The 25588-nt window shown below is 32.0% G+C and carries 22 protein-coding genes; 6 read left to right on the top strand and 16 right to left on the bottom strand.

The window, feature by feature from the left end; translation table 11 throughout:
* Positions 1-11 precede the first annotated feature (11 nt).
* From infB to IM532_RS06295, 4 genes are all read right to left on the bottom strand, one after another.
* Entirely contained in the window at positions 12-3098 is a 3087-nt protein-coding gene (gene infB / locus IM532_RS06310) for a translation initiation factor IF-2 (protein ID WP_194182606.1), read from the bottom strand.
* Positions 3099-3158: 60 nt separating this feature from the next.
* On the bottom strand, positions 3159-4394 hold the full coding sequence (gene nusA, locus IM532_RS06305) for a transcription termination factor NusA (protein ID WP_194182605.1): 1236 nt from the start codon (positions 4392-4394) through the stop codon (positions 3159-3161).
* A gap of 15 nt (positions 4395-4409) precedes the next feature.
* On the bottom strand, positions 4410-4871 hold the full coding sequence (gene rimP, locus IM532_RS06300) for a ribosome assembly cofactor RimP (protein WP_194182604.1): 462 nt from the start codon (positions 4869-4871) through the stop codon (positions 4410-4412).
* Between the two features lie 139 nt (positions 4872-5010).
* Positions 5011-5499, bottom strand: a complete 489-nt coding sequence (locus IM532_RS06295; protein WP_194182603.1) for a DUF456 domain-containing protein — start codon at positions 5497-5499, stop codon at positions 5011-5013.
* Positions 5500-5583: 84 nt separating this feature from the next.
* On the opposite strand from IM532_RS06295, the gene IM532_RS06290 reads away from it, so the two are divergent.
* From IM532_RS06290 to IM532_RS06280, 3 genes are read left to right on the top strand one after another with little or no spacing between them, the layout of a single operon-like run.
* Positions 5584-6843, top strand: a complete 1260-nt coding sequence (locus IM532_RS06290; RefSeq protein ID WP_194182602.1) for a mechanosensitive ion channel family protein — start codon at positions 5584-5586, stop codon at positions 6841-6843.
* Positions 6844-6853: 10 nt separating this feature from the next.
* Positions 6854-7582, top strand: a complete 729-nt coding sequence (locus tag IM532_RS06285; RefSeq protein WP_194182601.1) for a pyridoxine 5'-phosphate synthase — start codon at positions 6854-6856, stop codon at positions 7580-7582.
* Position 7583: 1 nt separating this feature from the next.
* Entirely contained in the window at positions 7584-8357 is a 774-nt protein-coding gene (locus IM532_RS06280; RefSeq protein WP_194182600.1) for an alpha/beta fold hydrolase, read from the top strand.
* 47 nt (positions 8358-8404) lie between these two features.
* On the opposite strand, the gene IM532_RS06275 is transcribed toward IM532_RS06280, so the two are convergent.
* Complete coding sequence (locus IM532_RS06275) at positions 8405-9391, bottom strand: ABC transporter ATP-binding protein (protein WP_194182599.1); 987 nt, start codon at positions 9389-9391, stop codon at positions 8405-8407.
* 139 nt (positions 9392-9530) lie between these two features.
* Between IM532_RS06275 and IM532_RS06270 the strand changes: the two genes are divergently transcribed.
* Both IM532_RS06270 and IM532_RS06265 read left to right on the top strand, forming a co-directional pair.
* Positions 9531-10190, top strand: a complete 660-nt coding sequence (locus IM532_RS06270; RefSeq protein ID WP_194182598.1) for a YceI family protein — start codon at positions 9531-9533, stop codon at positions 10188-10190.
* Between the two features lie 175 nt (positions 10191-10365).
* Positions 10366-10866: a hypothetical protein gene (locus IM532_RS06265; RefSeq protein WP_194182597.1), complete on the top strand. Its 501-nt coding sequence runs from the start codon at positions 10366-10368 to the stop codon at positions 10864-10866.
* Positions 10867-10951: 85 nt separating this feature from the next.
* On the opposite strand, the gene IM532_RS06260 is transcribed toward IM532_RS06265, so the two are convergent.
* The 5 genes from IM532_RS06260 to gldB all read right to left on the bottom strand — a co-directional run bounded on the left by IM532_RS06260 (position 10952) and on the right by gldB (position 14877).
* Positions 10952-11341 carry a DUF423 domain-containing protein gene (locus tag IM532_RS06260; RefSeq protein WP_194182596.1) on the bottom strand — a complete coding sequence of 130 codons (390 nt, stop codon included), beginning with the start codon at positions 11339-11341 and terminating at the stop codon, positions 10952-10954.
* A 6-nt stretch (positions 11342-11347) separates the two neighbouring features.
* The gene (gene tsaB, locus IM532_RS06255) at positions 11348-12022 is read right to left on the bottom strand and encodes a tRNA (adenosine(37)-N6)-threonylcarbamoyltransferase complex dimerization subunit type 1 TsaB (protein WP_194182595.1); all 675 of its coding nucleotides are present in this window, start codon (positions 12020-12022) and stop codon (positions 11348-11350) included.
* A 50-nt stretch (positions 12023-12072) separates the two neighbouring features.
* Positions 12073-13389 carry a TolC family protein gene (locus IM532_RS06250; RefSeq protein WP_194182594.1) on the bottom strand — a complete coding sequence of 439 codons (1317 nt, stop codon included), beginning with the start codon at positions 13387-13389 and terminating at the stop codon, positions 12073-12075.
* A 91-nt stretch (positions 13390-13480) separates the two neighbouring features.
* Positions 13481-13807, bottom strand: a complete 327-nt coding sequence (gene gldC / locus IM532_RS06245; RefSeq protein WP_194182593.1) for a gliding motility protein GldC — start codon at positions 13805-13807, stop codon at positions 13481-13483.
* Positions 13808-13824: 17 nt separating this feature from the next.
* Entirely contained in the window at positions 13825-14877 is a 1053-nt protein-coding gene (gldB, locus tag IM532_RS06240) for a gliding motility lipoprotein GldB (protein ID WP_194182592.1), read from the bottom strand.
* 110 nt (positions 14878-14987) lie between these two features.
* On the opposite strand from gldB, the gene nadE reads away from it, so the two are divergent.
* Positions 14988-15782, top strand: coding sequence for an NAD(+) synthase (gene nadE, locus IM532_RS06235; RefSeq protein ID WP_194182591.1), 795 nt, complete (start codon positions 14988-14990; stop codon positions 15780-15782).
* Positions 15783-15797: 15 nt separating this feature from the next.
* Here nadE and IM532_RS06230 read toward each other — a convergent pair whose 3' ends face one another.
* The 6 genes from IM532_RS06230 to IM532_RS06205 form a co-directional block, all read right to left on the bottom strand.
* The gene (locus IM532_RS06230) at positions 15798-16130 is read right to left on the bottom strand and encodes a VanZ family protein (RefSeq protein ID WP_194182590.1); all 333 of its coding nucleotides are present in this window, start codon (positions 16128-16130) and stop codon (positions 15798-15800) included.
* Between the two features lie 31 nt (positions 16131-16161).
* The gene (gene gcvH / locus IM532_RS06225; protein WP_194182589.1) at positions 16162-16542 is read right to left on the bottom strand and encodes a glycine cleavage system protein GcvH; all 381 of its coding nucleotides are present in this window, start codon (positions 16540-16542) and stop codon (positions 16162-16164) included.
* Between the two features lie 21 nt (positions 16543-16563).
* Entirely contained in the window at positions 16564-23766 is a 7203-nt protein-coding gene (sov, locus tag IM532_RS06220) for a T9SS outer membrane translocon Sov/SprA (protein ID WP_194182588.1), read from the bottom strand.
* Complete coding sequence (gene ruvA, locus IM532_RS06215; protein ID WP_194182587.1) at positions 23766-24347, bottom strand: Holliday junction branch migration protein RuvA; 582 nt, start codon at positions 24345-24347, stop codon at positions 23766-23768. The genes sov and ruvA overlap by 1 nt, the downstream gene beginning before the upstream one ends.
* Positions 24348-24442: 95 nt before the next feature.
* Complete coding sequence (locus IM532_RS06210; protein WP_194182586.1) at positions 24443-25159, bottom strand: sulfite exporter TauE/SafE family protein; 717 nt, start codon at positions 25157-25159, stop codon at positions 24443-24445.
* Positions 25144-25587 carry a FixH family protein gene (locus IM532_RS06205; RefSeq protein WP_194182585.1) on the bottom strand — a complete coding sequence of 148 codons (444 nt, stop codon included), beginning with the start codon at positions 25585-25587 and terminating at the stop codon, positions 25144-25146. The genes IM532_RS06210 and IM532_RS06205 overlap by 16 nt, the downstream gene beginning before the upstream one ends.
* Position 25588: the final 1 nt, after the last annotated feature.

Genomic DNA, 25588 nt, shown 5'->3' with positions numbered 1-25588 from the left:
TTATGTTGAAATTATTTTAATTTCTTTTTAACCTCTACAGTTTCGTAAGCTTCGATAATATCGTTTACTTGAATATCGTTGTAGTTTTTAATATTTAAACCACACTCATATCCTTTAGCAACTTCTTTTACATCGTCTTTGAAACGTTTTAATGAAGCTAATTCACCTTCGTGAACAACAACACCATCACGGATAATACGGATTTTAGAAGTTCTGAAAACTTTACCATCGATTACCATACAACCTGCAATTGTACCAACTTTAGATACTTTGAAAGTTTCACGAATCTCAATGTTACCAGTTACTTGCTCTTTCAACTCTGGAGATAACATACCTTCCATTGCTTCTTTGATGTCATTAATTGCATCATAGATGATAGAGTAAGCACGGATTTCGATTTCTTCTTTTACTGCTAAATCACGAGCGTTTGTACCAGGACGAACGTTGAATCCTAAGATAACCGCATCAGAAGCAGAAGCTAATAATACGTCAGATTCTGTAATTTGTCCAACACCTTTATGTAAGATATTAACGATGATTTCGTCAGTTGATAATTTTTGTAATGAATCTGTTAAAGCTTCTACAGAACCATCCACATCTCCTTTTAAGATAATATTTAACTCTTTGAAGTCTCCTAAAGCTAAACGACGACCAATCTCGTCTAATGTAATGTGTTTCTGCGTACGAATAGTTTGCTCACGTTGTAATTGTTCTCTACGAGATGCAATTTGTTTTGCTTCACGCTCGTCTTCGTAAACTTTGAATTTATCCCCTGCTGTTGGAGCACCGTCTAAACCTAATACTGTAACTGGAGTAGATGGACCTGCTTTCTTCACTGGCTTACCACGTTCGTCTAACATTGCACGAACTTTACCATGGTGAGATCCTGCTAAGATATAATCTCCAATTTCTAAAGTACCATTCTGAACTAAAACTGTAGAAACATATCCACGTCCTTTATCTAAAGCAGCTTCAACAACTGTACCTACAGATTTACGATTTGGATTAGCTTTTAAGTCTAATACTTCAGCTTCTAATAATACTTTTTCTAATAATAAGTCAACATTTAACCCAGATTTAGCTGCAATTTCTTGAGATTGATAAGTACCACCCCAGTCTTCAACTAAGATATTCATTTGAGCTAATTGCTCTTTTACTTTTTCTGGATTAGCACCTGGCTTATCAATTTTATTAATTGCAAAGATCATTTTTACATCAGCCGCTTGTGCGTGAGAAATTGCTTCACGAGTTTGTGGCATGATTTGGTCATCCGCTGCAATTACGATAATAGCTATATCAGTTACCTGAGCACCACGAGCACGCATTGCTGTAAAGGCTTCGTGACCAGGAGTATCTAAGAATGCTACACGTTTACCATTAGCTAACGTTACATTGTATGCACCGATATGTTGAGTAATTCCTCCAGATTCACCTGCAATTACGTTTGCTTTACGGATATAATCTAATAACGAAGTTTTACCGTGATCCACGTGTCCCATTACTGTTACAATTGGAGCTCTTTCTAATAAATCTTCTTCGCTATCAACTTCTTCAATTTCTGTAGATTCATCTTCAGCTGAAGAGAATTGTACTTCATATCCAAAATCATCTGCTACTAATTGAATTGTATCTGCTTCTAAACGTTGGTTCATTGTTACCATGATACCTAACGACATACAAGCTGAAATAACTTCTGTTACAGAAACATCCATTAATGACGCTAACTCATTTACTGTAACGAATTCCGTTACTTGTAAAGTTTTGTCTTGATCCATAGCCTCTTGTTCCATTTCGGCTTGGTATCTACGCTCATTACGTTTGTCTTTTCTGTGTTTCGCAGATTTTTTATTTTGACCTTTAGAAGTTAATTTATCTAAAGTATCTTTAATTTGTTTCTTAACGTCATCGTCGCTTAATTCAGCTTGAGGAACTCTCGGTCCACGATTATTGTTATTTCCAAAACGATTACCGCCTTGTCCACCTGGACGATATTGACCTGGACCTCCTGGACGGTTTTGTCCTCCTTGTCCACCTGGACGGTTTTGACCACCTTGTCCTCCTGGACGATTTTGTCCTCCAGTTCCTGTTGGACGGTTTTGACCACCTGTTCCTGTTGGACGGTTTTGACCACCTGTTCCTGTTGGACGGTTATTATTCGAGTTATTCGAATTATTGTCACCTGGTTTTACGTCTTCAGGTTTTACCCCTTTATGAATACGTTTACGTTTTTTCTTATCTGCTGGATTGTTTGATCCTTTCTTGTCGTCCGCTTTTTTAGGTGCTTTAGCAAATTTCGATAAATCGATTTTTGCACCTGTAAAATTTGGTCCATCCAATTTTGTATAAACAGTCTCAATTTTCTGAGGAGCTGCTGCTACTTCTTTTTCTTCTTTCTTCACTTCAGGCTTCGCTTCCGATTTTATTTCAGGTTTACTAACCACTGCTTCTTGTTTCGGCTCATCTTTGGTCACTACAGCCTTAGGTGCTTTGGCAGCAGGCTGCTCTTTAACCACATTTTCTTTTTTGGGTTTAGGAGCTTCCTCTTTCTTAGTTTTACCTGTATTATTTAATTTATCTAGATCGATTTTACCAATTACTCTTGGATGAGATTGTTCATCCTTCACTGGAGCTTCAACTTCTTTTTTAGGTTCTTCCTTCACAGGTTGAACTTTAGGAGCTTCTACCTCGATTACTTTTTCTTCTTGTTTTTCAACAACTTTTTCTTCCTTCTTTGCTGGCTTCAACGTATCTAAATCTATCTTACCTGATATTTTAGGACCTTGTAACTCAACTCTAGTCGTAGTGACAACTTCGGGTTTTTCCACAACTGGTTTAGCTGTAGCAGCTTTTGCTTCAGCTTCTTTTTTCTCAGCAGCTTTAATTCCTGATAATTTGTTAATGACTATTTCTCCGGAAGCTTGCTTTTGTTTAGCATCTGAACGGAACTCATTAACTAAAATATCATAAGTAGGCATATCAATTTTAGCGTTAGGGTTCTTGTCTACTGCAGTACCCTTATTTTCTAAAAAATCAACAGCACGATCTATAGATATGTTTAACTCCTTTAATACTTTACTTAATCTAATTGTTTCCGGCATATATGCTAATCGTTTATATTATTTTTGCAAATTTACAAATTGTTTATGATTTAAAGACTATTAATCTTCAAACTCTGACTTTAAGATGTTAATTACGTCTTGAATCGTTTCCTCTTCAAGATCCGTTCTCTTCACTAAATCATCCATATCTTGCTCTAAAATACTTTTTGCAGTATCTAGTCCAATTGCTTTGAATGCTTCAATAACCCAGTCATCAATTTCGTCTGTAAATTCAGTTAACTCAACATCTTCGTCTTGTACTCCTTCTCTGAAAATATCAATTTCCATTCCAACTAATTTAGAAGCTAAACGAACGTTATATCCTCCTTTACCAATTGCTTTAGAAACTTCTTCAGCGGCTACATAAACTAGTGCTTTATTTTTTTCTTCGTCAATTTCAATATTTGAAATTTTCGCTGGATTTAAAGCTCTTGTAATTAATAAACTCATGTTGTTTGTGTAGTTAATTACATCAATATTTTCATTGCGTAATTCGCGTACAATTGAATGGATACGAGATCCTTTCATTCCTACACAAGCTCCTACAGGATCGATACGATCATCGTAAGACTCTACTGTTACTTTTGCTTTGTCTCCTGGCATACGTACAACGTTTTTAATCGTAATTAAACCGTCATAAATTTCAGGAATTTCTTGTTCAAATAATTTCTCTAAGAACTTTGGAGAAGTACGAGATAAAATAATTTGAGGTTTAGAACCTCTTAATTTTACGTCTTCTACAATTGCACGTAATGTGTCTCCCTTACGGAAGAAATCAGCTGGAATTTGATTTTCTTTTGGTAAAATCATTTCATTTTGCTCATCATCCATGATAATTACATGTTTGTGACGTACATGGTGAATTTCACCTGAAACAATATCTCCAATAATTCCTTTGAATTTCTCGTATAAGTTAGAGTTATCGTGCTCCATTACTTTAGCCAATAAAGTTTGACGTAAAGTTAGAATTGCACGACGTCCTAATGCTTCGATTGGAATTTTCTCAGATACTTCTTCTCCAATTTCAAAATCAGGCTCAATTTTACGAGCTTCTGCTAATTCAATTTCTAAGGCATCGTCTTCAGAAAATCCATCAGCAACAACGATACGGTTGTGCCAAATTTCTAAATCTCCTTTATCAGGATTTACGATAATGTCGAAATTATCATCTGATCCGTATTTTTTTCTCAATACACTTTGAAGAGTTTCTTCCAAAATCTTCATTAGCGTAATACGGTCAATATTTTTATCTTCTTTAAAATCTCCGAAAGATTCAATTAATGCAAGATTGTCCATTTTACATTTATTTTTTTAAAAGGTAATTTTGATGATCGCTTTTTTGATCTCAGTGTAATTTACTTTTTCTTCTTTTTCTACAGTAACTTTCCCTTTACCTAGTTGTTTTGGTTCTCTAGTTTCCCACCATAAGGTAACACCTTCGTCATCAGCTTCTACAATTTCACCCTCTAAGACAGTGTTATCTAATGTAACTTCTAATATTCTTCCGATATTTTTCTTATATTGACGTGGCATAACTAATGGAATTCCAACTCCAGGAGAAGAGACCTCTAATGCAAAATCACATTCCTCACGATCGAGGTTATGTTCTACATATCGACTGATACGAACAATTTCTTCTACTGATAAACCTTCATCTCCATCTGCTAGGATTGAAATTTTGTCATCTGATGAAATTTTCCAGTCTACAAGAAACAATGCTGGATTTGCAGCGATCGCTTCTTCTACTATTTGTTTTACTTTATCTGAATCCATATACAACGAAAAAGAGAGCTATGACCAGCCCTCCCCCATTTAGATATTCTAAAATTCTATGCAAATTTAATCATTATTTTTTAAAAACACTATAAGAAATGTATTTATCTGAACAAAAGATTTTAATTTATGTAATTATTTAACTGATAAATACATCGTAGATTAATATTCCTGCGAAGATTAAACATAATATAAAATCATATCCTGTGGTTAACAAAAAACCAACGAACGAACCGAAGGCCGATTTAATTGCTGATTTTACATCTTTAGAAGCAAATATTAATTCTGCTAAGAAAGCTCCGATAAATGGTCCTATAATAAATCCAAAAGGTGGAATAAAAAGCCCTATGATTAGTCCTACGATTGATCCCCAGATTCCGTATTTAGATCCTCCAAATTTTTTGGTTAATGCCACTGGAAGTAAATAATCTAAAATGGAGCCTATGATAACAAAAATTCCTCCAATAATGATAACCTCCCACCCAAATCCTGCATCTCCACTAAAAAGTTTAAAAACTAATAGTCCTGCTAATGCCAATGGAGCGCCAGGAATTGCAGGCAATACAGTTCCTATTATCCCTACAAATATTAATATAGCTGCAATTATATTGATGATAAAATCTTCCATATTTATAATTTATTTATCTTTAAGCTAAACTACAAAATGTACCTTTGTGCTACGGTTATAAAATCTCAATAAACAAAGTTTACAATGCAAGATAAATCATTTTACCAAGAATTTGCTGACGGCGTAAAAATATTTTTTAATGAACAGTTAAAAATTGATATCTCTGGAAATCTTTTTACAGCTTTGGAAGTTATTTCCTGGATTTCTATTCTTTTTATAATTGATTTTGTAATCCGAAAAGTGTTGATTTCAATAATCAGAAAAATTGTAAACCGAACAAATATTATTTGGTTAAAGAGTTTTTATAGAAATGATGCTTTTGTAGCCATTATACATATACTGCCACTAAGTTTTGCTTCAAAAATGAATCCTATCCTTTTTAAAGGTGAAGGACCTATCTATTACTTAATTCAACGTTCAACGGAATTAGCTTTGTTAATTGTATTGACACAATTGGTCTTTCGGATCATTAATACAATTATAGATGTTTACAATGAAGAGAATAGTTACACGACTGTTGGAGTAAGAACCTTTGGACAAATGATGAAATTTGTAATAACATTTTTTGCTATATTGTCTGGAGTAATGATTTTGTTCACTGTAAATCCTGCTACAATTATTACGGTTTTAGGAGCCATGACAGCTGCTGTTTTATTAATATTTAGAGATGCTATTTTTGGATTTGTATCAGGATTACAAATTGCCTATTCTAAGGTTATTAAAATAGGAGATTGGGTAACTTTATCAAAGGGAAATGTTGAAGGAATTGTAAGGGAAATTAACATCAATTTAGTGCGAATAGAAAAGTTTGATAAAACTATTGCAACAATCCCTACAGTAGATGTTGTTACTTCACAAGTAACGAATCATATGCCTATGATGGCTAGTGGAACCCGACAAATAAAAAGAGCAATATCATTTAATGTAAATTCTTTTCAATTCTGTTCTGAAGAAATGCTGAATAAATATGAAAATTATAATTTAATCCAAAATTATATTATCAATAAAAGGAAACAAATAAATGATTACAATAAAAATATTGCACATGCTGATATTGATATAAATGGACAACAATTAACAAATATTGGTGTTTTTAGAATTTATGTAGAAAGTTATTTAAAGAAGATTTCTACTATATCAACATACGATCCTATTATTGTAAAACAGCTTCCTGTTACAATGGAAGGTATGCCAATCGAAATTAACTGTTTTGCAAAATCAAGTAATAATTCAGAATTTGAACGTATTCAATCGGATATATTTGACCATTTACTGACTGCTAGTCGTAAATTTGATTTACAAATTATGCAGTCCATTACTATAACAGATTTAAAAGAAAAATAATATTATAAAGATGACTAAATTAAGTGTTAATATAAATAAAATTGCAACTATTCGTAATGCACGTGGAGGAAACACTCCAAACCTTGTAGAAGCTGCAATTAAAATTGAACAATTTGGAGCGCAAGGAATTACTATTCACCCACGTCCAGACGAACGTCATATACGCTACCAAGATGTATACGATTTAAAGCCTGTAGTTAAAACAGAATTTAACATCGAGGGGAAACCTGTAGAGAGCTTTATGGAATTAGTGCTTGCTAATAAACCGGAGCAAGTGACATTAGTACCGGATGCTGAAAATGCAATTACATCTAATGCAGGTTGGGATACGGTAAAGCATTTTGATTATTTAACAGACGTAATTAAAATCTTTAAAGAAGCTGGAATTAGAACTTCTATTTTTTTAGATCCAAATCCTGCTTTAGTAGAAGCTGCAGCAAAGACTGGTGCTGATCGTATTGAATTATATACTGAAGAATTTGCTACCCAATACGGATTAGGGAATTTAGCTGCCATTAAACCTTATAAAGAAACAGCATTATTAGCCATAGAAAATGGATTAGGAGTAAATGCTGGACACGATCTAAGCTTAGATAATATCCAATATTTTATTGAAGAAATTCCTCAAATTGCAGAAGTTTCGATTGGTCACGCTTTAATTTCTGAAGCATTGTACATGGGATTAGAAAATACAATTCAATCTTATTTAAGAAAAATTGAAGTTGCTAATCTAAAATAATATGGAACAAGATATTATACATAGTAAAATTATTGGATCGGGAACAGAACATCTGATTATTTTACATGGACTTTTCGGGCAGCTAGATAATTGGAATACACATGCACGCCAATTTGGAGAAATTTATACTACTCATATTGTAGATTTAAGAAATCATGGGCGCAGTTTCCATTCGGATTTTTCTACAATTAGAGTAATGGCAGAAGATGTACTAAATTATATGAATTTTCATCAAATTGATAAAGCGCATTTAATTGGACACTCATTAGGCGGGCGAATTGTAATGGATTTCGCCATGTTATATCCAGATAAATTAAATCATTTGGTCGTAGCCGATATGGCGCCAAAAGCATATGAACCTCATCATAATGCAATATTCAAAGCTTTATCTTCTGTTGATTTTTCCCAAGTAACTTCACGTAAAGATGTGGAAGAAATTTTAGCACAATACATCCCTGAAATTGGTGTACGCCAGTTTTTATTAAAAAATGTATACCATGCCGAGGACGGACAATATGCTTTCCGATTTAATTTACCCGTTTTACATCAAAGTTATTCTGATTTGGTGGGACAAAATTTATTAGATGGCATATTTAATGGCCCTACGCTTTTCCTAAAAGGTGAAAAATCTAATTACATTATGCCAGAAGATGAATTCATAATAAAGAAACGTTTTCCAAATTCTGCAATAAAAACAATTGCAAATGCTGGACATTGGCTACATGCAGAAAATCCAAAAGATTTTATAAGTACTATTCTAACATTTCTTATTTAATAAATCATAAAAAAATCCGAACGTACAGTTCGGATTTTTTTATGATTTTATGATTTTATAATTCTATTATTAGGAATAGAGAATTTAATTTGGAGTCCTTTTTTCAACTTGTATGGATAGTAGGTAAAAAGCTCAAAATCCAGATATTTTAATTTAATTAAATAATCTCTTCCTTGAAAACTAGAATTTATTATTTCGCCTATAAACTCCCCATCATCATTCAACCAAAGTTCCTCTGGATAAACTAATTGATAATAGTTATAATGATCTATATCGCTTAATTTCATTTTATTAAACACTCCTACTTCTACTAAATTGATATAGCCAAATAATTTTGCTACATAACTATTTGTAGGGCTTTCTCTTACTCTTTCTACATCTCCATACTGAAGTATTTCACCTTTTTGTAATACCAGAATTCGATCAGAGGTATAGAATGCATCATTTAAATCGTGCGTTGTGAAGATTACTGTAATCTGGTTTTCTTTGCACCAATCTATAATTTTTTCTCGGATAGATAATTTAAGCGATTGATCTAAATTAGAAAATGGTTCATCTAACAATAGTATTTCTGGCTTTTGTGCCAAAGCTCGTGCAATTGCAACACGTTGCCTTTGACCTCCACTTAGCTTATTAGGAAAATAATCTTTTAAATCTAAAAGATCAACAATTTTCAAAGCTTCATCAATTTGTTTTTGCTTTGTTTTAAGGTCAAAGTTGCTTAAGAATTTACCTACATTTTCTCCAACAGTCACAAAGTCTAATAAATCATAATCTTGCGCTACATATTTCATCATTTTGTGACCTGGAATAATATTAAACGATGGACCTTTTAATTTTTTATTATTCCATTCAATTTCACCCTCATCGTAATCTTCTAAACCATATAATAAACGGAGTAATGTCGATTTACCACTTCCACTTTCGCCTATCACACTTATTACCTCCCCTTTTTTTACTTGGAACGAAATATTTTGAAGAGCAAAGGCATTTGCTGGTTCATATTTAAAATTAAGATTGGCTATTTGTAACATTGGTCTAATTTAGATTATAAATTTGATGATTTAATTTAGAATTATTAAATTTAACAGCAAATTTATAATCAATATTGATATATATCAATGTAAATTATAAATGAATCCAATAATTTCGTAAAAATTTAAATCAATCAACATGAAAAAATTATTATTAAGCTTAACATTAGTTTCAGCTGTTGCATTAACTTCTTGTGGAGGAAATACAGATACTGTTGCAACTTCGGATGCTCAAGAGACAGCAAATTCTACTGAAGGTGCAGTGTCTTATGTAGCAGACTCTACAGCTGTAATAAACTGGAAAGGAGGAAAAACTTTTGATGATATCACTAAGCCAGAGGAAGGACACTGGGGAGTAGTAAAGTTAAAAGAAGGTAATGTTACTGCTAATAATGGAGTGTTAGAGTCAGGGAAATTTGTAGCTGATTTTGCAACTTTTGAATCTAAAGATTTAGACGCAGATCCTGAAACAAAAGCAAAATTAGATGGTCATTTAAAATCTGCTGATTTTTTAGACGTTGAAAAATTCTCAACAGCTAGTTTTGAAATTACAGGAGTTAAAGCATTAGAAGGCGGTGATTACAATACAGAAATCTCTGGAAACTTCGATTTCCGTGGTGTTCCTAAAAATATCACTTTTAAAGCTAATGTAGCTGTAGCAGATGATGTTATTACTATTAAATCTGAAGAATTCGGAATTAATCGTAAAGATTTCGGAATCACTTTCACAGGTGGTGGTGGATCTATCATTAAAGATGAAGTATTATTACAAGTAGATTTTTCTGCAAAAGCGAACTAATCTATTTTTAAAATAATTAAAACAAAAAAAAGAGCTTCTTATTAAATTAAGTAGCTCTTTTTTTATAATTATCTGAACATCAAATATAAGCTAAAAAAAAATACCTAAAGATGAATTATTTGTGTTTGATAATTAATATCTTCGTACCATAAATTTTATTTCAGAAATATTAACAATGAAAACGATTAAATTCTTCCATCAAGAAGAAACATTTAATTATCACATCGAAAAAAGCCTTTGTAAGGTTGTTTATCAAGGAGACAAACAAGTTCTTTTAATTGAGATCCACTCTAATGACGATCTTGAACATGTTGAAGTAGACTCACTTCAAAATGAATTTCCTCAGTTATCTTTATTTATTGATGATTTTCCTATTGATGTTACCTCTGCTAAAGAGTTGCATGGTAAAACTGTTTCTATACCTCATGGATTTGTAGAAATTGAAGATGAAGATGGTGACTTACATGAAGTGTACTACACCTCTCTTACTACAGCTAATGAGGATTATGAAACAGTAGATAATACGCTTAATTTTTCTATGACAGATGCAGGTGTTCTTTCTTTAACTTGGCAAGGAAAAGTACAAGATTTTACAGAAGAATCATCTGATGATCTACCTTTTGAAATAAAATGTACTTTCGAAGAGTTTGAATTTACCGATGATGATTTCGAATAATTAATTGAGAAGGATTTAATTCTCCACATATAAAAAAAGGTCTTGTGTAGCACAAGACCTTTTTTTATATAATTATAATATTATTTTAACTGAATTTTGTTTTCATAAAGTACACCATTAATACTCCCCAACCGGCTAGCATTAATAAACCTCCTAGCGGTGTAATAGGACCTAAGAATTTAAGATTTACTCCCCAATAATCAGCAAAAGAGAGTAAATAAATACTTACAGAAAATACAAGTGTTCCTGCCATTAATAACCATGCGGCAGAACGTTCCATCCCATTAGAGAACTGAAAGAACATCCCAATTACTAACAAAGCAAGTGCATGATACATTTGGTAACGAACTCCAACTTCAAAGCTTGATAACTTTTCTACTGCCAAAATCTTTTTAAAGGCATGCGCTCCGAAAGCTCCTAAAATTACAGCTGTCATACCATAAAAAGCAGCAACTGTTAATACAATATTTTTCATTTTGACTTATTTTTCAGTTTTGTTTTTCCCTGCAATAAAATCTTTTAAATAAAAGGGTTCAAAATATGCAACATCTTCAAATTGTAATGTACTAAATTTTTCATTAGATATATGAATCATATCTTTTGAAGATGGAAAAATTTGAATAAAATCAGCATCTAAAAAAGATAAAATTTCTGCACATTTTTCTGCACCATCCCCTACGAAAACAATTTTTTTACCTTTTAATTCTTCAAATGAAGTTTCATCAATTACCTTAGCTTCAGTTTCAGTTAATTTATTTCCAGCACCATCATATAAAGCTGTATATACTTCCATACGACGCGCATCTATCATTGGAATTATTAAATCGTATCCTTTATTTAACTGAGTTTGGACTAAAATTTCTAATGAGTTAATAGATAATAATTTTTTATCTAATCCGTAAGCCAACCCTTTGGCAGATGAAACACCAATTCGTAAACCTGTATAAGATCCTGGGCCTTTGGATACACATATTGCATCTACATTAGCTAACTGGATTCCTGCTCCTTCTACACACCAATCAATAAATTGATGCAGTTTTTCACCATGTTCAAACCCTTCATTTGCTTCTTCTACTACGCATAAAAGCTTACCGTCTTTAGCAATGGAAACTGAACAATTTTTTGTCGAAGTTTCTAAATTTAAAATTGTTGCCATAGTGCAAAGATAAAATAAAGATTGTTAGATCTTAAAGATCTTATCTATGATTATTGTAAGATTATTGGAATACCAGCGTAGAAATCTAAAACTTTCGTTTTAAATATAAAATTATATTTTGCTTGCAACATTTGAGATCTTGCAATCAATAAATCATTTCTAGATCTGTTAAAGTCATATAAATTAATAATACCTGCATTATATGATTTTTGTGCAAAATCAAATGAAATCTCCGCATAACGAACTGCTTCTCTCGCCGACTCGAAAGATGCAAAAGATGAGTTTACTTCGAAATATGCAGACTGTACATTTTGTAAAACTTGTTGCTTTTGAATAGAGAAATTATTAAGGGCTATATCTTCATTAATTAATGATTTTTGGATATTGATTCTGTTAGAATATTGATTCCAAATCGGAAATGAGATAGAAACACCAATTACGTTGACAATATTTTCTCTCCATTGGCTTAACCAAGCAACTTGATTTAGCCCTTTATTAAAATAATCCATGTAATTTGTTCCTAAACTATAGTTCCCAGTAACCCTTGGTTTGAGATATGTTTCAGAAATTTTAGTAGCTTTTTTGGCTGATTCTATATTTACTTCTGCTAATTTTATGACAGGTTGTGTAGCATATGCATTATTTAAGATATCCTCTAAGTTGTACAAATCTTTCTCTATGGTATCTGGTAAACTTACATTTTTAATATTAAAATCACGGTAATCTTGCAATTGTAATAACATTGCTAAATTAAATAAAGAGCGATCTATTTCAATCTGTGCATCGGTAATGTTTTTTATATTAGATGCTACTTCTGCTTCTGCTTGAACTAATTCGGCTCTCGCTATAGTCCCAGCATTAAATTTTTTCCGAGCTTGGTCTAACAATTGTTTTGCAATATCTAAATTTCCTTCCGCTACACTTTTTAGTTCTCTATTAAGAAGAATAGCCAAATAGTAATTAGCTACTTGTAGAGAGATATCATTTAGAGTTGTTAGCGTTTCTATTTTTGAAGCTTCTAAATCTAAAGTCGATTTTTCTTTTTGTAATTTTACGATTCCTCCACTATATAAGTTGACTTGGGATTGCACACCAAAGGAATTAGAAAATTGATAATAACCTTTCTCTATAACGGGATGATATGAACCTATATTAATATTATTATCAAAATATCCCGAAACTGTAGGTAACCAATTATTATTAGCTTGTTCAAGATTCTTTTCAGCTAATTTTACATTTAACTCATTTTGTTGAATGGTTAGATTATTCTTTGCAGCATACTCAATACACTCCATAATACTCCAACTTTGTTGAGCTGATAAAAATGAACTAAATCCTATGGTAATTGCAAGAATAATTTTCTTCATATTTCTGATTATAATTTAAATGTAAAAAATAAGTCGAACTTCTAACACATTTGTTACGAAATTCGACTTTATTTTTGAAAAAGATTATTTCTTATCCTTTAATTTTAGCTGCATATGCAAATTCTTCTGCAAAAGCTGCAATTTTTTGTGCAACTTCTTCTTCGTCTGTTGCTCTTTGATAAGAAGATGACATTGAAATAAAGATTTGGTGAAAGAAACGTTTCATATCATCCTGCGTCATATCTTTTGTCCATAAATCAATTCTTAAGGCTTCTTTCGCTTTATCATCCCATACAGAAAGTAACATTGCCTTAGTTTCCTCATTATTAACACCTCCATCTGGAGCATTCCAATTCATTTTTTCTGGAACGTGATTTTCGTCTAATTCAATCTCGATTGCAATATTTGTTTTTCTCATAATTATTTGTATCTATATTATTCTGCGTAGTGATACAACTCATCTACACCTTCTTTTTTCTTTTTCTGATATTTTGTTGTAGAATTTCCATTAACTTCCGGCTTGTATTTAGAAGCTTGCAAAATTTTCTGACTATCCATATCTAATAGTAAGTCTTGTAACTTAACATCAGGATTTTCTTGTATATATTTTCGTATTATTTGCCATCCAATCCAAGCACCAATTTTACCTGGTGATTGTTGTTCTACTTCATTATTAAATTTTGAGAAAGGAGCAACTATTAAGAAGCGTTTTTCTAACGTGCGATCGTCACTAAAAACGTAATTTTGTTCTACAAAAAAGTTCCAAATATTTCCTTCATTTTCAACACACCATGCCATTTGTTCTGGTGTATAGCCAATCTTATATTCATCTGGTGTATCAGTTAACAAAGCATCTTGCAAAATTAGCTTTTTCCCTTCGTATAAAACTAAATCTAAGAATTTTTGTTGTCTTGGTGAATAAGTTACAATATTTTCAGCAATTGCGCTAACCACTTGAGCAGGAACTCTTTCTACATACATATTTCTACGTAAATAATTCTCTACACGCATACTATCATAAAATTTATTCTTTTCCCCTAAAAAAGCATCCATCGCAATAAACATCAATTTATCTTGTGCGCTGTATATTACTGGATAATCTAAACTCTGCAAACCAGAAGAGTATAAGAACACTGTAGGCGTTTCATGTTCAGGAAAATAATATTTATATTTTTGAAAAATAGGAATCAATTCATTATCTAATTTCTTAAAATCTCCAAATTGCTTTAGCGATTCATTATAAATCAATTTTTCTTTAGGATCTAAGCGTTGTGCGTCCCATATACTATCAGAAGAGTTGTCAAAAAAGAAAGGATAATCAGTCTTTAGTTTACTTAATGGAATACTATCATTAAAGAAATTTTTACTAATATCATGTATTACTAAATTAACATCAATCCCTGAAGAATCAACATCCCATGTATGCTCTTTTTTGCAAGAACTTAGCATCAATATAAAAATAATTGCAATGCTATAAAATATCCTCATTGTGTTTCTTGTTTAGCTAACAAAAATAATAATTAATACTGAAATGAAATCTTAATTCTATAAGATTACACACTTTCATTTCTTATATTTGATTATTAAACTATTTTGAAATGCAAACTGAAAAAATAATTCAACATATTGTTTCATGGCTTAAAGACTATATTGAAACTTCTCATCAAAAAGGTTTTGTCATTGGGATTTCTGGAGGGATTGATTCTGCGGTAACTTCTACTCTATGTGCAATGACTGGTTATCCTTTATTAAATCTTGAGATGCCCATTCATCAGGAAGCAAACCAAGCTGACCGTGCTAAAAAGCATATTGAGTGGTTAAAGGATAATTTTAATTCACCTATAGATTCAATTGAAGTGGATTTAACCTCAACTTTTGATGATTTAGTAAGTGCTTTGCCAACAATCGAAAAAACAGATAAAGTTAACTTAGCTTTAGCAAATACGCGTGCAAGATTACGAATGACTACTTTATACTATTTTGCTGGATTAAACAATTATTTGGTTGCTGGTACAGGAAATAAAGTAGAAGATTTTGGAGTAGGGTTTTATACAAAATATGGTGATGGTGGGGTAGATTTAAGTCCTATTGCCGATTTAATGAAATCAGAAGTATATACTATTGCTAAATACTTAGGTATAAATACAGCTATACAAAAAGCTAAACCTACAGATGGTTTATTTGGTGATGATCGTTCAGACGAAGATCAATTAGGCGCATCGTATGATGAACTTGAATGGGCTATGCAAATGAAAGAAGAAGGTCATGATTTAGACGAATTTGAAGGAAGACAAAAAGTAGTTTTTGAAATTTATAGTCGACTGAATCGAATCAACCAGCATAAGATGATTCCTATTCCCCTGTGTAAAATTCCTGAAGAATATAAAGATTAAAAAAAAAGCGAAGAGTTAACTCTTCGCTTTTTTTATGGATTGTACCAATCCAGTTGCCAGTAAAATTCCAAAAGTATTAGCGAGCAAATCGTACCAATCAAATGTTCTTCCATAAGGCATAATTCCTTGTAAAATCTCAATCATAAAACTGATCAAAAATGGAATTAAAATGTATTTCTTAATTGATAATTTAAATGTGGATTGAATTAGAAAAGCTAATCCAAAAAACATACAAGCATGTACTACTTTATCTGAATTATCAAACTTAAGCAAATTACTAAAACCAATATGATCCATTGATTTTAGATTGCTACCAGGCATCAGTGTTGCATATAAAACTGATGCCAAATAGCTATAAAAAATTATTTTTTTAAAAGTATTATGCACCGATTAAATCTGCATATACTGAAGAATCTAATAAAGAATCTAATTCAGCAATGTTTTCAATCTTCACTTTAATAATCCATCCTGCTCCATAAGGATCAGTATTGATTAATTCTGGTTGAGATTCTAATTCTGCATTGAATTCTGTGATTTCACCTGAAATTGGCATGAATAAGTCAGAAACTGTTTTTACAGCTTCCACAGTTCCAAAAACCTCTTCTTGTCCAAGAGTTTCTCCTTCTGTTTCTACATCAACATAAACGATGTCTCCTAATTCTCCTTGCGCAAAAGCAGTAATCCCGATCGTTGCAACATCTCCTTCTACTGAAATCCACTCGTGATCTTTGCTGTACTTTAAATTGTTTGGAATGCTCATAATTGTCTGTTTATTGTTTTATTAATTTCCGAATGTAAATGTAGCACTAAATCCGGCACGAATTTGAGAAATTGGGAATGCTGTAGAAATTTTATATTCACTCATCATTTGATCCCAATAAAATCTTAAATTCAGACTTTGGCTAATATTATAATCTGCTGATAATTTGAATGACATTATTCTTTGTCCTCCAGTAATTTGTGAATAATCCTCTGTAATATTAGGATCTATTGTACTAGAAGCGAACATCTCACCATATCTTCTGATTCTTGTTTCATTATCACGAACAGATAAATCTCCACGAATATTTAAATCTCCTTTTACCGTTTTTTGTTGACCTTGGTAACGTAATTTCACTTTAAAATCTTTGAAAATATACCCAAATCCTACAATAAACTCAGACCCATAATCTTCTGATAAAGTATAGTTACTTAAGCTTAAAGACAACATACGGTCTCTGTTGTATTGTGCACGAACTTGCATACTATTACGGAACGTAACATCTACTCCTACTAATGGAGAAAATGACTCAATCATTGCTACAGTACCAAATAGGTTTTGAGAATAATAATTTCCTGTAATATCTTTCCCTATTACGTTAGGATTATCTCTAAAATAATAATTAGGGTTTGATTGTATATTACTTACTGTATAACTAGAATTATAAGCATGCGAAACTTCAATCTGGTCTACATATTTATTAATAATAGGTATACTTTTTAGTCCATTATACGCCACTCGCCAGTTTGGTAAAGGAATTTTCTTATTGTATCCTAAGTTTGCACCACTTGCATCTTTTCCTTCAACCGCAGAGACAAAAGCTGGTAATGCTACATCTGGGTTGGTAATGCTATATCCATCTACAAAGTCACCTTGACTTGCTAATTGACCACCTAGTCGTTGTGAAATTACTTTCGCATTTGTTAAGAATTGAGAAAATATTTGATCACGATCAGAAAAAGCCGTTGCAATATTAATGTTAGAAACATTTAAGTTTCCTAATTGATCTATGTATGGATTTGGACGATAATTTCCTCTTACAGATTCTCCTGTAATTGGATCCTCAATCCACTCAAAAGTATTAAATCCGGTATGATATAATCTATTATCTTTTGTACGTTTTGCATTTAAATCAATTCTCAAATTTGGAATTGGTTCAATTAATGCATTTGCATTAAAGTTACTTCCTTTATTAATTTGATATGGATCTGTCATTAAATCACTATCCGAAACTAATCCTCTTTCTACTAAACGAGCTTTGATATCGAACTGTGATCCATAAATGAATCCTAATGTTGGCGCACCTTTACTATTTGTTCCGAAGAATCCTGGCTCCGAAAATAATCCTGGAATTACAGCTCCGTTCGTCTGGTTATAGTTAAAGTTAATTCGTTTGATAGAAGACAACACCATCCATCCGTAATCTTTTCCTCTAAATTTATTTTTGAATTTATAATCGTTTTTAGACTTACGTTTATTTTTCTTCAAAGCAAATTCAGAGTATACAGTATTTAAAGAATCTATTTCTGCACGACGCCCTTTTAAGATTGAATCAAACTTTTTATATCCTTTAAATTCTGGATAAAAACGCGAGAAATCCATATCTCCAATTAAACTAATTGAATTAGAATTCTGAGCAAATCCATCTCCTAAATTATGCGTTCTAATAATAGTTCCATTGTTATCATATTCTTTATAACTACGAGTTGCTAATGAATTTGCTTGCCAGTTATAATTAGCTGTATAAGCAAGTTCCATATTTACCCAATTAAGATATGGAAAGAACTTTAATGGTAATTTATAATTTAATTGTACTTGCTGATCATAATTTACTGGACGACCAACTTTTAATAAATTTTGCCAAATTAAAGATTGATCTGCTTTATAAAACATTTCTCCATCATTTAGCGTAGTTGTAGATGCTGTTAAATCTAAACGTAATGATTTCGTTAAATCAAATCCTAAATTATATTGCCACGAAAACAAGAAATTATTACTGAAATATGGCGCCATATATGCACTAGACCCTCCTAAATATTGATTAAGATCGCGGTATTGTCTTTCGCTATATGTACGCGCAACTTCTGTTCTGAAAGAAAATCTTGTCGGAATCGGATTTATATTAAATTCTTTAGCGAATTGTAAATATTTTCCAGACGGTTCTGACTGTTGAGCTGCTTTCCATTTTTTGAAAGGCTCAAAAGGTTTATTTTTAAATTGATAATTATAGTTAAGTGATGCGCGCAATTGCTGATCTACCATATATTCTGTATATATATCACGGTAGTAATTGTTGGCATACATCATAGACAATGAGAAATTAGACACATCATAAAAACGAGGTGTTTTCTTTGATGCTCTTATCTTACGAATATTATTAAAGGCAAAACTTTTATATTGCGTGTATGTTCTAACAATTTCTTTTAATTCTTCTTTGTTAGGAGCTTCATCAAACTCAATATCGTTGTCCAACGGATTGTATTTTGGATCTACAAAACGTTCTTGCATTGTGAAATTAAATGGAATTTCTACTCCCCATTTTTTTGGTAAAAATTTATCTAATTTAACTTCCGCATTCAGTGCATATTCTGTTGTCTCATCTTGGTTACGGTTTGCTGGCCCTTGATCTATTGCACCAAAACCTACCGAACTTGTGCTACCAGATAATTGTACGTTTGCAAAATCACCTAAGTTAAATTGTAAACTTGCAGCACCAGCATATCCACCTTCATTATCAATTTCACTTAAGCGTAATTCATTTACCCAAAGTAAAACTTCTTTATCTGATGATCCACCTGTGTTACGAATACCGATCATTAAAGAAGAAACATTCCCTAACGTTGGACGACCTTTTACATATACAGACTTCAACGGGTTTGCTTCATCAATAGGAAATGCAAAACGATTTCTTGTACTGAAATTTTCTGAATCTCTTAGCTTTTTCGCATCCGTGAATAAATCTGTGTTTAATTCTATTTTATTTTCTTGTGGCCAAATATCATTTTCACTCATTGCTGAGATTGCTGTATATTTTAATGGCATTTCATATTCATAGTAATTATCTGTATAATCACTACCTACACGAATAAATAACTTTGTATCTGGGTCTAAATTTGCATTTGCACGATTAATTAAATCTTGTGCAGAGACAAACATTTCTAATTTTTTATAACGGCGTAAATCTAAATTAACATTTTTGAAAATTGCTTTAGATGTACTTCCTCCTTTAAATTTTGCCTTTAATGTTAAAGATGACTCATTCTGACTTTGGTAACCTGTTGCTCCTTGTGTTTGCTCACGGTAAACTCCAGGAGGAATTTTGTAAGGAGGTCTATTTGTTGAATTTTGTTCAATATTAACTTCTCCAATTTCTAAATCTCCAATGTTACGATCTTCTTGCGCCCCTTCTTCATTATTAATAATATAAGGGAAAATATTTTTTGGATAACGTCTCCATTCTGATCGAACTAAGTCGAACGAACCTAAACGTATCGTAGTTTGCTCGTCGAATCCACGCATTACCATACGCATAAAACGTGCAGATGATAATACACTTTCTGCCTGAGCAATAGATTGTTCATTGTTTAATTCTTCTACTCCATCTCCATCAATATCTAAATCATAACCATCTACTGGGATACGTACTTGGTACCATTTTACAGTTGACTTTTGTCCATTTGCAAATTCTACAGGAGATTCTTTTCTCGCAACTATAAATTTGTTTTCGGTATTTTCTAAATCTTGACGAGTAATTTTTAAGGAATATTGATTATAATTTTCAGTTTGGTCTAAATTATAATCTCCATTTATATCCTCAACATCAGGAATTAAACTTGATGCTGCTAATGGGTCTTCAGTTGAACTATTTCCTTGTGGATTTCTAAAAAATCTATATCTATCAGGGATGTTATCTCCTAAAGGATGTGAGTTGTAACGTTGATCCAGATAAAAAAGATAATTATCATTAGCAGGGTCTAAATCTCCTGTAATAGTATTATTAGAAGTAAATCCATATTTAACGGCCTCTTCTTCATCATTTATACCATTAAATCCTAAATCTTGTTGTTTTCTATTTTCACCTTCAGTTCCAAAAGCATATAAAACAGGATTAATAGCGGGTTGTTTCCCCCAATTAGTTTCTGTTGTTTGTGTTTCGCTTCCTGCATATGGCAATCCATTCTCGTAAGACATTTCACCATCCTTTAGGATATCTTCAGATACGTTACCTAAATGGATTAATAATTCACCTTCACCACCATTTCCATCAGCATAAGGATCCATCATCCAAAATTCAATATATTCCACATTAGAATCACGGAAGTTAGAAACATTAATTGGTCGCATCATAGCTGCCCATGATTTTGTATCATTGGCATTTGGATTTACGTTATAAGCACCTCTTTCTTCTGGATAAAATGTAATATCCATTGTATTAATATAAGAGTTGGTACCTGCCATAACATCACGCTGATCAAAAAGTTCACGTAATAATACTCGACGAGATTTATGGTTAGAAATTGCAGCATCAGAAACTGGAGAACTTCCTCCTAATCCATAGAATCTAGGATCTATCGAATACCACGACATCATTTTACGTCCATTATTGTACGTTAAACTATTGTCTGCAGTTCCGTTCGGGAAATAAGGGTGGAAACTTTGCTGGTTATAACCTGCAGGACGTCCTGGAGTAGAACCAAATTTCCATGAGGCTACATCTAATAAATTGATTCGAGATTGTGCATCTTCAAAATCATCTATGTAAGAAAATCCACTTGTTGTTTTATTAATTCCTGGTAATAAATAAGCCCCTTCTGCTTGGAAATTGATATTCGAAACTTCGTCTGTTTTAATTCCAGGAATTTTATTTGTAATACGAGTTAAGAATTCTGATTGTGAATTATATTGCGTATTAACACCAAAAACTGTATTGTTTACAGGCTCAGAGCCAAATTGAGTTTTTTGAGTAATCGGTCTTTCTTGGTAATTAATTATTGTACCACCAACCATAAATTTATCAGAAAATCTATGTTCCACATTAACTCCCATGAAACGTTTTTTCTGAAGATTAAATGTAGATTGATTTTCTAGGCTTATATTAATTGGTGTTCCAGAATTTTTTAATTGTTCATTTAATATTTTTACACGTCCTAATTGATAATCTACCGTATAGTCTGCTCCTTCAACTAATGTGACCCCATTTGCAGTAACCTTTACCGAACCTTGTGGAACATTAAATGCGCCTAGTGAAATTCCATCTCCTACAGTACCTTTGTAACGACCTTCTAAATGGTAACGATTAGCTAACTTCTCTGCAGTTAATACATTCGGAAGCTTACGGTAAATTTCATTAAATACATATTCTGGATTTTGACCTTGTAATTTTCTGTTCAAATAAGAACCAAAAGGTTCTACTGACGTGAAAATAATTGATCCTCGCTGAGTGTCAATTGTAATACCAGGCACAAAATCGAAAATACCATCTCCTGTATTTCCATTTGGATCCTCACTTGGTTGACCATTCTGATTTAATCTATCCATATTCAGAACCTGAATTAATGGACGATTATCTGTTGGTGTATTAGGTAAATAGTTTATAGTTCCTGAAGAATTTTCTGAATTATCCTTGAAGGTTACATTCATTGTAAAATCTTGTGGATCTACTCCATAAGCTTCTAATGAATAAATATTCTTCATCATCAAATCCCACATTGGAGACGCTAAATTTACCGCTGAATTTGGCTTTACTAATTTTGTAATTAATGTCTTATCATATTCATCCGACATTTCCCCAACTTTATACACCTTAGTTGGATTATCACTTAAAGTATACTGAAAAGATACAGCTAGTAAATCTTCCCCATCTACTAAGGGAGAATTTAATGTAATATATCCCAATTGAGCATCAAATGAAAATTCAGAAGGATCTAATTTTCTAACATTTTCATTAACTAAATAATGCTCTCCATCTCTGAAAGTTTCATTACCACTAGCATATCCATTTAATACAGTTCTAGCTGTACTAAGATTACGAATATTCCCGATACTATTAATCGAGTTATATAATTGATCATTATCACGATCTGGGTAGGTATTTCCATTTTCACCAACGTCACGAATGGCAATAATAGAACGTCTATTTTCCTGATTTCCTCCTGATCTATCCACTTTCCAAACCTCCATTCTAGTAATATTAATTTTACTATTTATGGTTGGATAGTTGGCTAATGCACGATCATATTGGTCACGAAAATAATGACCTACAAAAAAGTGTCGATTGTATTCATATTTTTCTGCAGGAATCTTAAAATTGGACATCACTCCTCCTCCTTGCACACTAATATTTCTCGCTTCAGAACGTTGTTCAGAAAATACAGTTGTTACATTTGTACGCCCAAAACGCATGTCTGCACGCACTCCAAAAAGAGATTGTGCTCCACTAATTAATGAAGTACTTAGGGGCATACTTATATTACCAACTTCGATGTTTTGAAGAATATCATCTTCTCCACCGAATGGATCTAACTTATTCCCTAGTGCTTTTCTCCACTGTAATTTCATTTGGTTTTCAAAACCAAAACCAGCTTGAGTATCGTAGTTAACTTTTAATTGTAAATTTTCCCCGACTTTACCCAAAACACTCATTTGCATACGCTGTTGCAAATCCATAGTTAGGGTTTGTCTATTTTGGGGTAATAATAATGGGTTGTCGATCTTTTGAAGATAAACGCCTAAATCTAAATTTGCATATCCTTGAGGAATTAATTTTATTTCTGACCCACCAAATATTGTTTCAAAAGCTTTTGATTTTACTTTGAAACTAGGTAAAATACTACCTTCTTTGTCTTTTACTTTATCTCCGAATTGTTGTTCTCGATAATATTGATCATTCGTTCTTGACTTTGTACGATAATATGAATTCATATCCTCGTTCTGAACCAATTCTAAATATTCTTTTCGAGACAAAATAATTGGATCACCAGCTAATGTATTTCCAATTTTAGGTACAATACTGTATTGCATAAAAATAGGATCATACGTTATCTCATAAGTAATTTGGTTGTCTAAAAATAATCCTCCGGTTTGGTTGCGAATAGGAAATTTGATGGTATCAGTAGCGTCTTGTGCAATTGCAGTTGTAGATGCCCCTATCGCAAATAATAGGCACAACGATGCAATCGTAGATTTACGATACTGATTAGACTTTTTCTTTCGATCTAACTTCATTAAATTTTCTTCAAGGTTTCTTTAACTAAAAATTCCACATCAGCATCTGGAAAAGTAGAAAGAATCTTATCCATTACTTTTTCTGCTGATTTTTTAGGAATTCCTAAAACTTCTAAAGCAGATAACGCTTCATTTTTAGATTTATTTTTGTCTGGCCCTGAATTAACATTAAGAATTAAAGTTGGATCTAATTTATCTTTCAAATCAATGATGATTCTTTGTGCAGTTTTAGCTCCAATACCTTTTACACTTTGTAGTACTCCAACTTGATCATTTGCAATTGCATTTGCAATTTCTTGCGCAGATAATGTTGATATCATCATCATACCAGAAGCTGGACCAACGCCATTAACGCTGATTAATTTTAAGAAAATTTCGCGTTCAGATTTTGTAGCAAAACCATAAAGTATATGCGCATCTTCTCTAACAATTAACTGTGTGTAAAGTGTGATTAATTCTTCTAACTCTAAGGCTGAATATGTATTTAAAGAAATATTAACCCAATATCCAACTCCATTACAATCTATTACAGCATTAGTAGGATTAACTTCTACTAACTTTCCTCTTAATTGTGTTATCATTTCTATGTATTATATTCTTATTAAGTTTTTTACAACAAAGTCAAAAATACAATTTATTTAAACATATTAACTTTTTTTTAGTTAATGTTTAAGATTTACATAGAGTGATCTTCCATCCCGTTTAATTGAAGAGCTTCGGATGATGGTGATATAAATGGAATATTCAATTCAAGACCTCTTAGAATAAATAAGACGCCTAATATTAGAGTAATAATTGGTAAAATTTTAAGGATATTTTGTCTCTGTTTGGCAGATAAGAAGTTACCAAACAATAGTGTTGCAAACATTAATGGTAATGTCCCCAACCCGAAGAAAAACATAAATGTTGCACTTTTAAATATAGATCCCATAGCTACAGCAGCAGTTAATGTTGCATAAACAGCTCCACATGGTAAAAGTCCATTTAAGATTCCTATTATGTAAAGAGACGAAGAATCTTTTTTTATAAGGTGTTTTCCTAACATCATTTTTACTCTTATCATAATAAAATTGATAGGCTTTAATGAAGTTGCACCATTTTCGTAGAATTTAGGAATCATGACCATAACAATCATTAAAATTCCGATTCCTATACTCAAAAAGTTTTGTAAACCAGCGAATGAAAATGATTCGCCTATAATTCCTAAAAACGCCCCGAGTATTGTATAAGTCGTTACACGACCTAGTTGATAGGTAAGATTACGTATTGAAAACTTAAGTCTATTTTCAGCATTCAAACCTAATGATAAAGCAATAGGACCACACATCCCTACACAGTGTAGAGATGAAGTAAGTCCTATTGTTAAAGCTAATATTATTATTGTGAAATCCATTTAATGGATTTTTTAATCAGATAATCTTGATCTTGATTTTTAAATTTTAGAAACAATTCATACTCTCCTTCTACTAACTTAGCAGATGAGATAAGCATTCTTCCTTTACTATCAATTTTTAGCGGTAAACGAACATCTTGTAATTCATTATTATTTCGCATCAAATATACTTCACCTTTAGAATCCTTTAAGGCCTCTGGAAAAGTTAAAACAAAACCATTAGCTTGTATATTAATTTCAGGCTTTTCAGCTAACGCATTGGCATTTTTTTCAGAATTAATTTCATCTTGAAAGTATAGTTCCTTTTCGTAATAATCTTCTGTTACCATTGCATGACCAGAATCTCCTGAAGAAAACAACAGTGATAAGATAAAAATCATAAAACATCCTAATGCTATGGCAATATAATGCCCCCAATTTAATTTCATA

It is taken from the genome of Faecalibacter rhinopitheci (assembly GCF_015234135.1).
Taxonomy (GTDB): Bacteria; Bacteroidota; Bacteroidia; order Flavobacteriales; family Weeksellaceae; genus Empedobacter; species Empedobacter rhinopitheci.
This window is presented reverse-complemented; position numbering and strand designations above follow the sequence as displayed.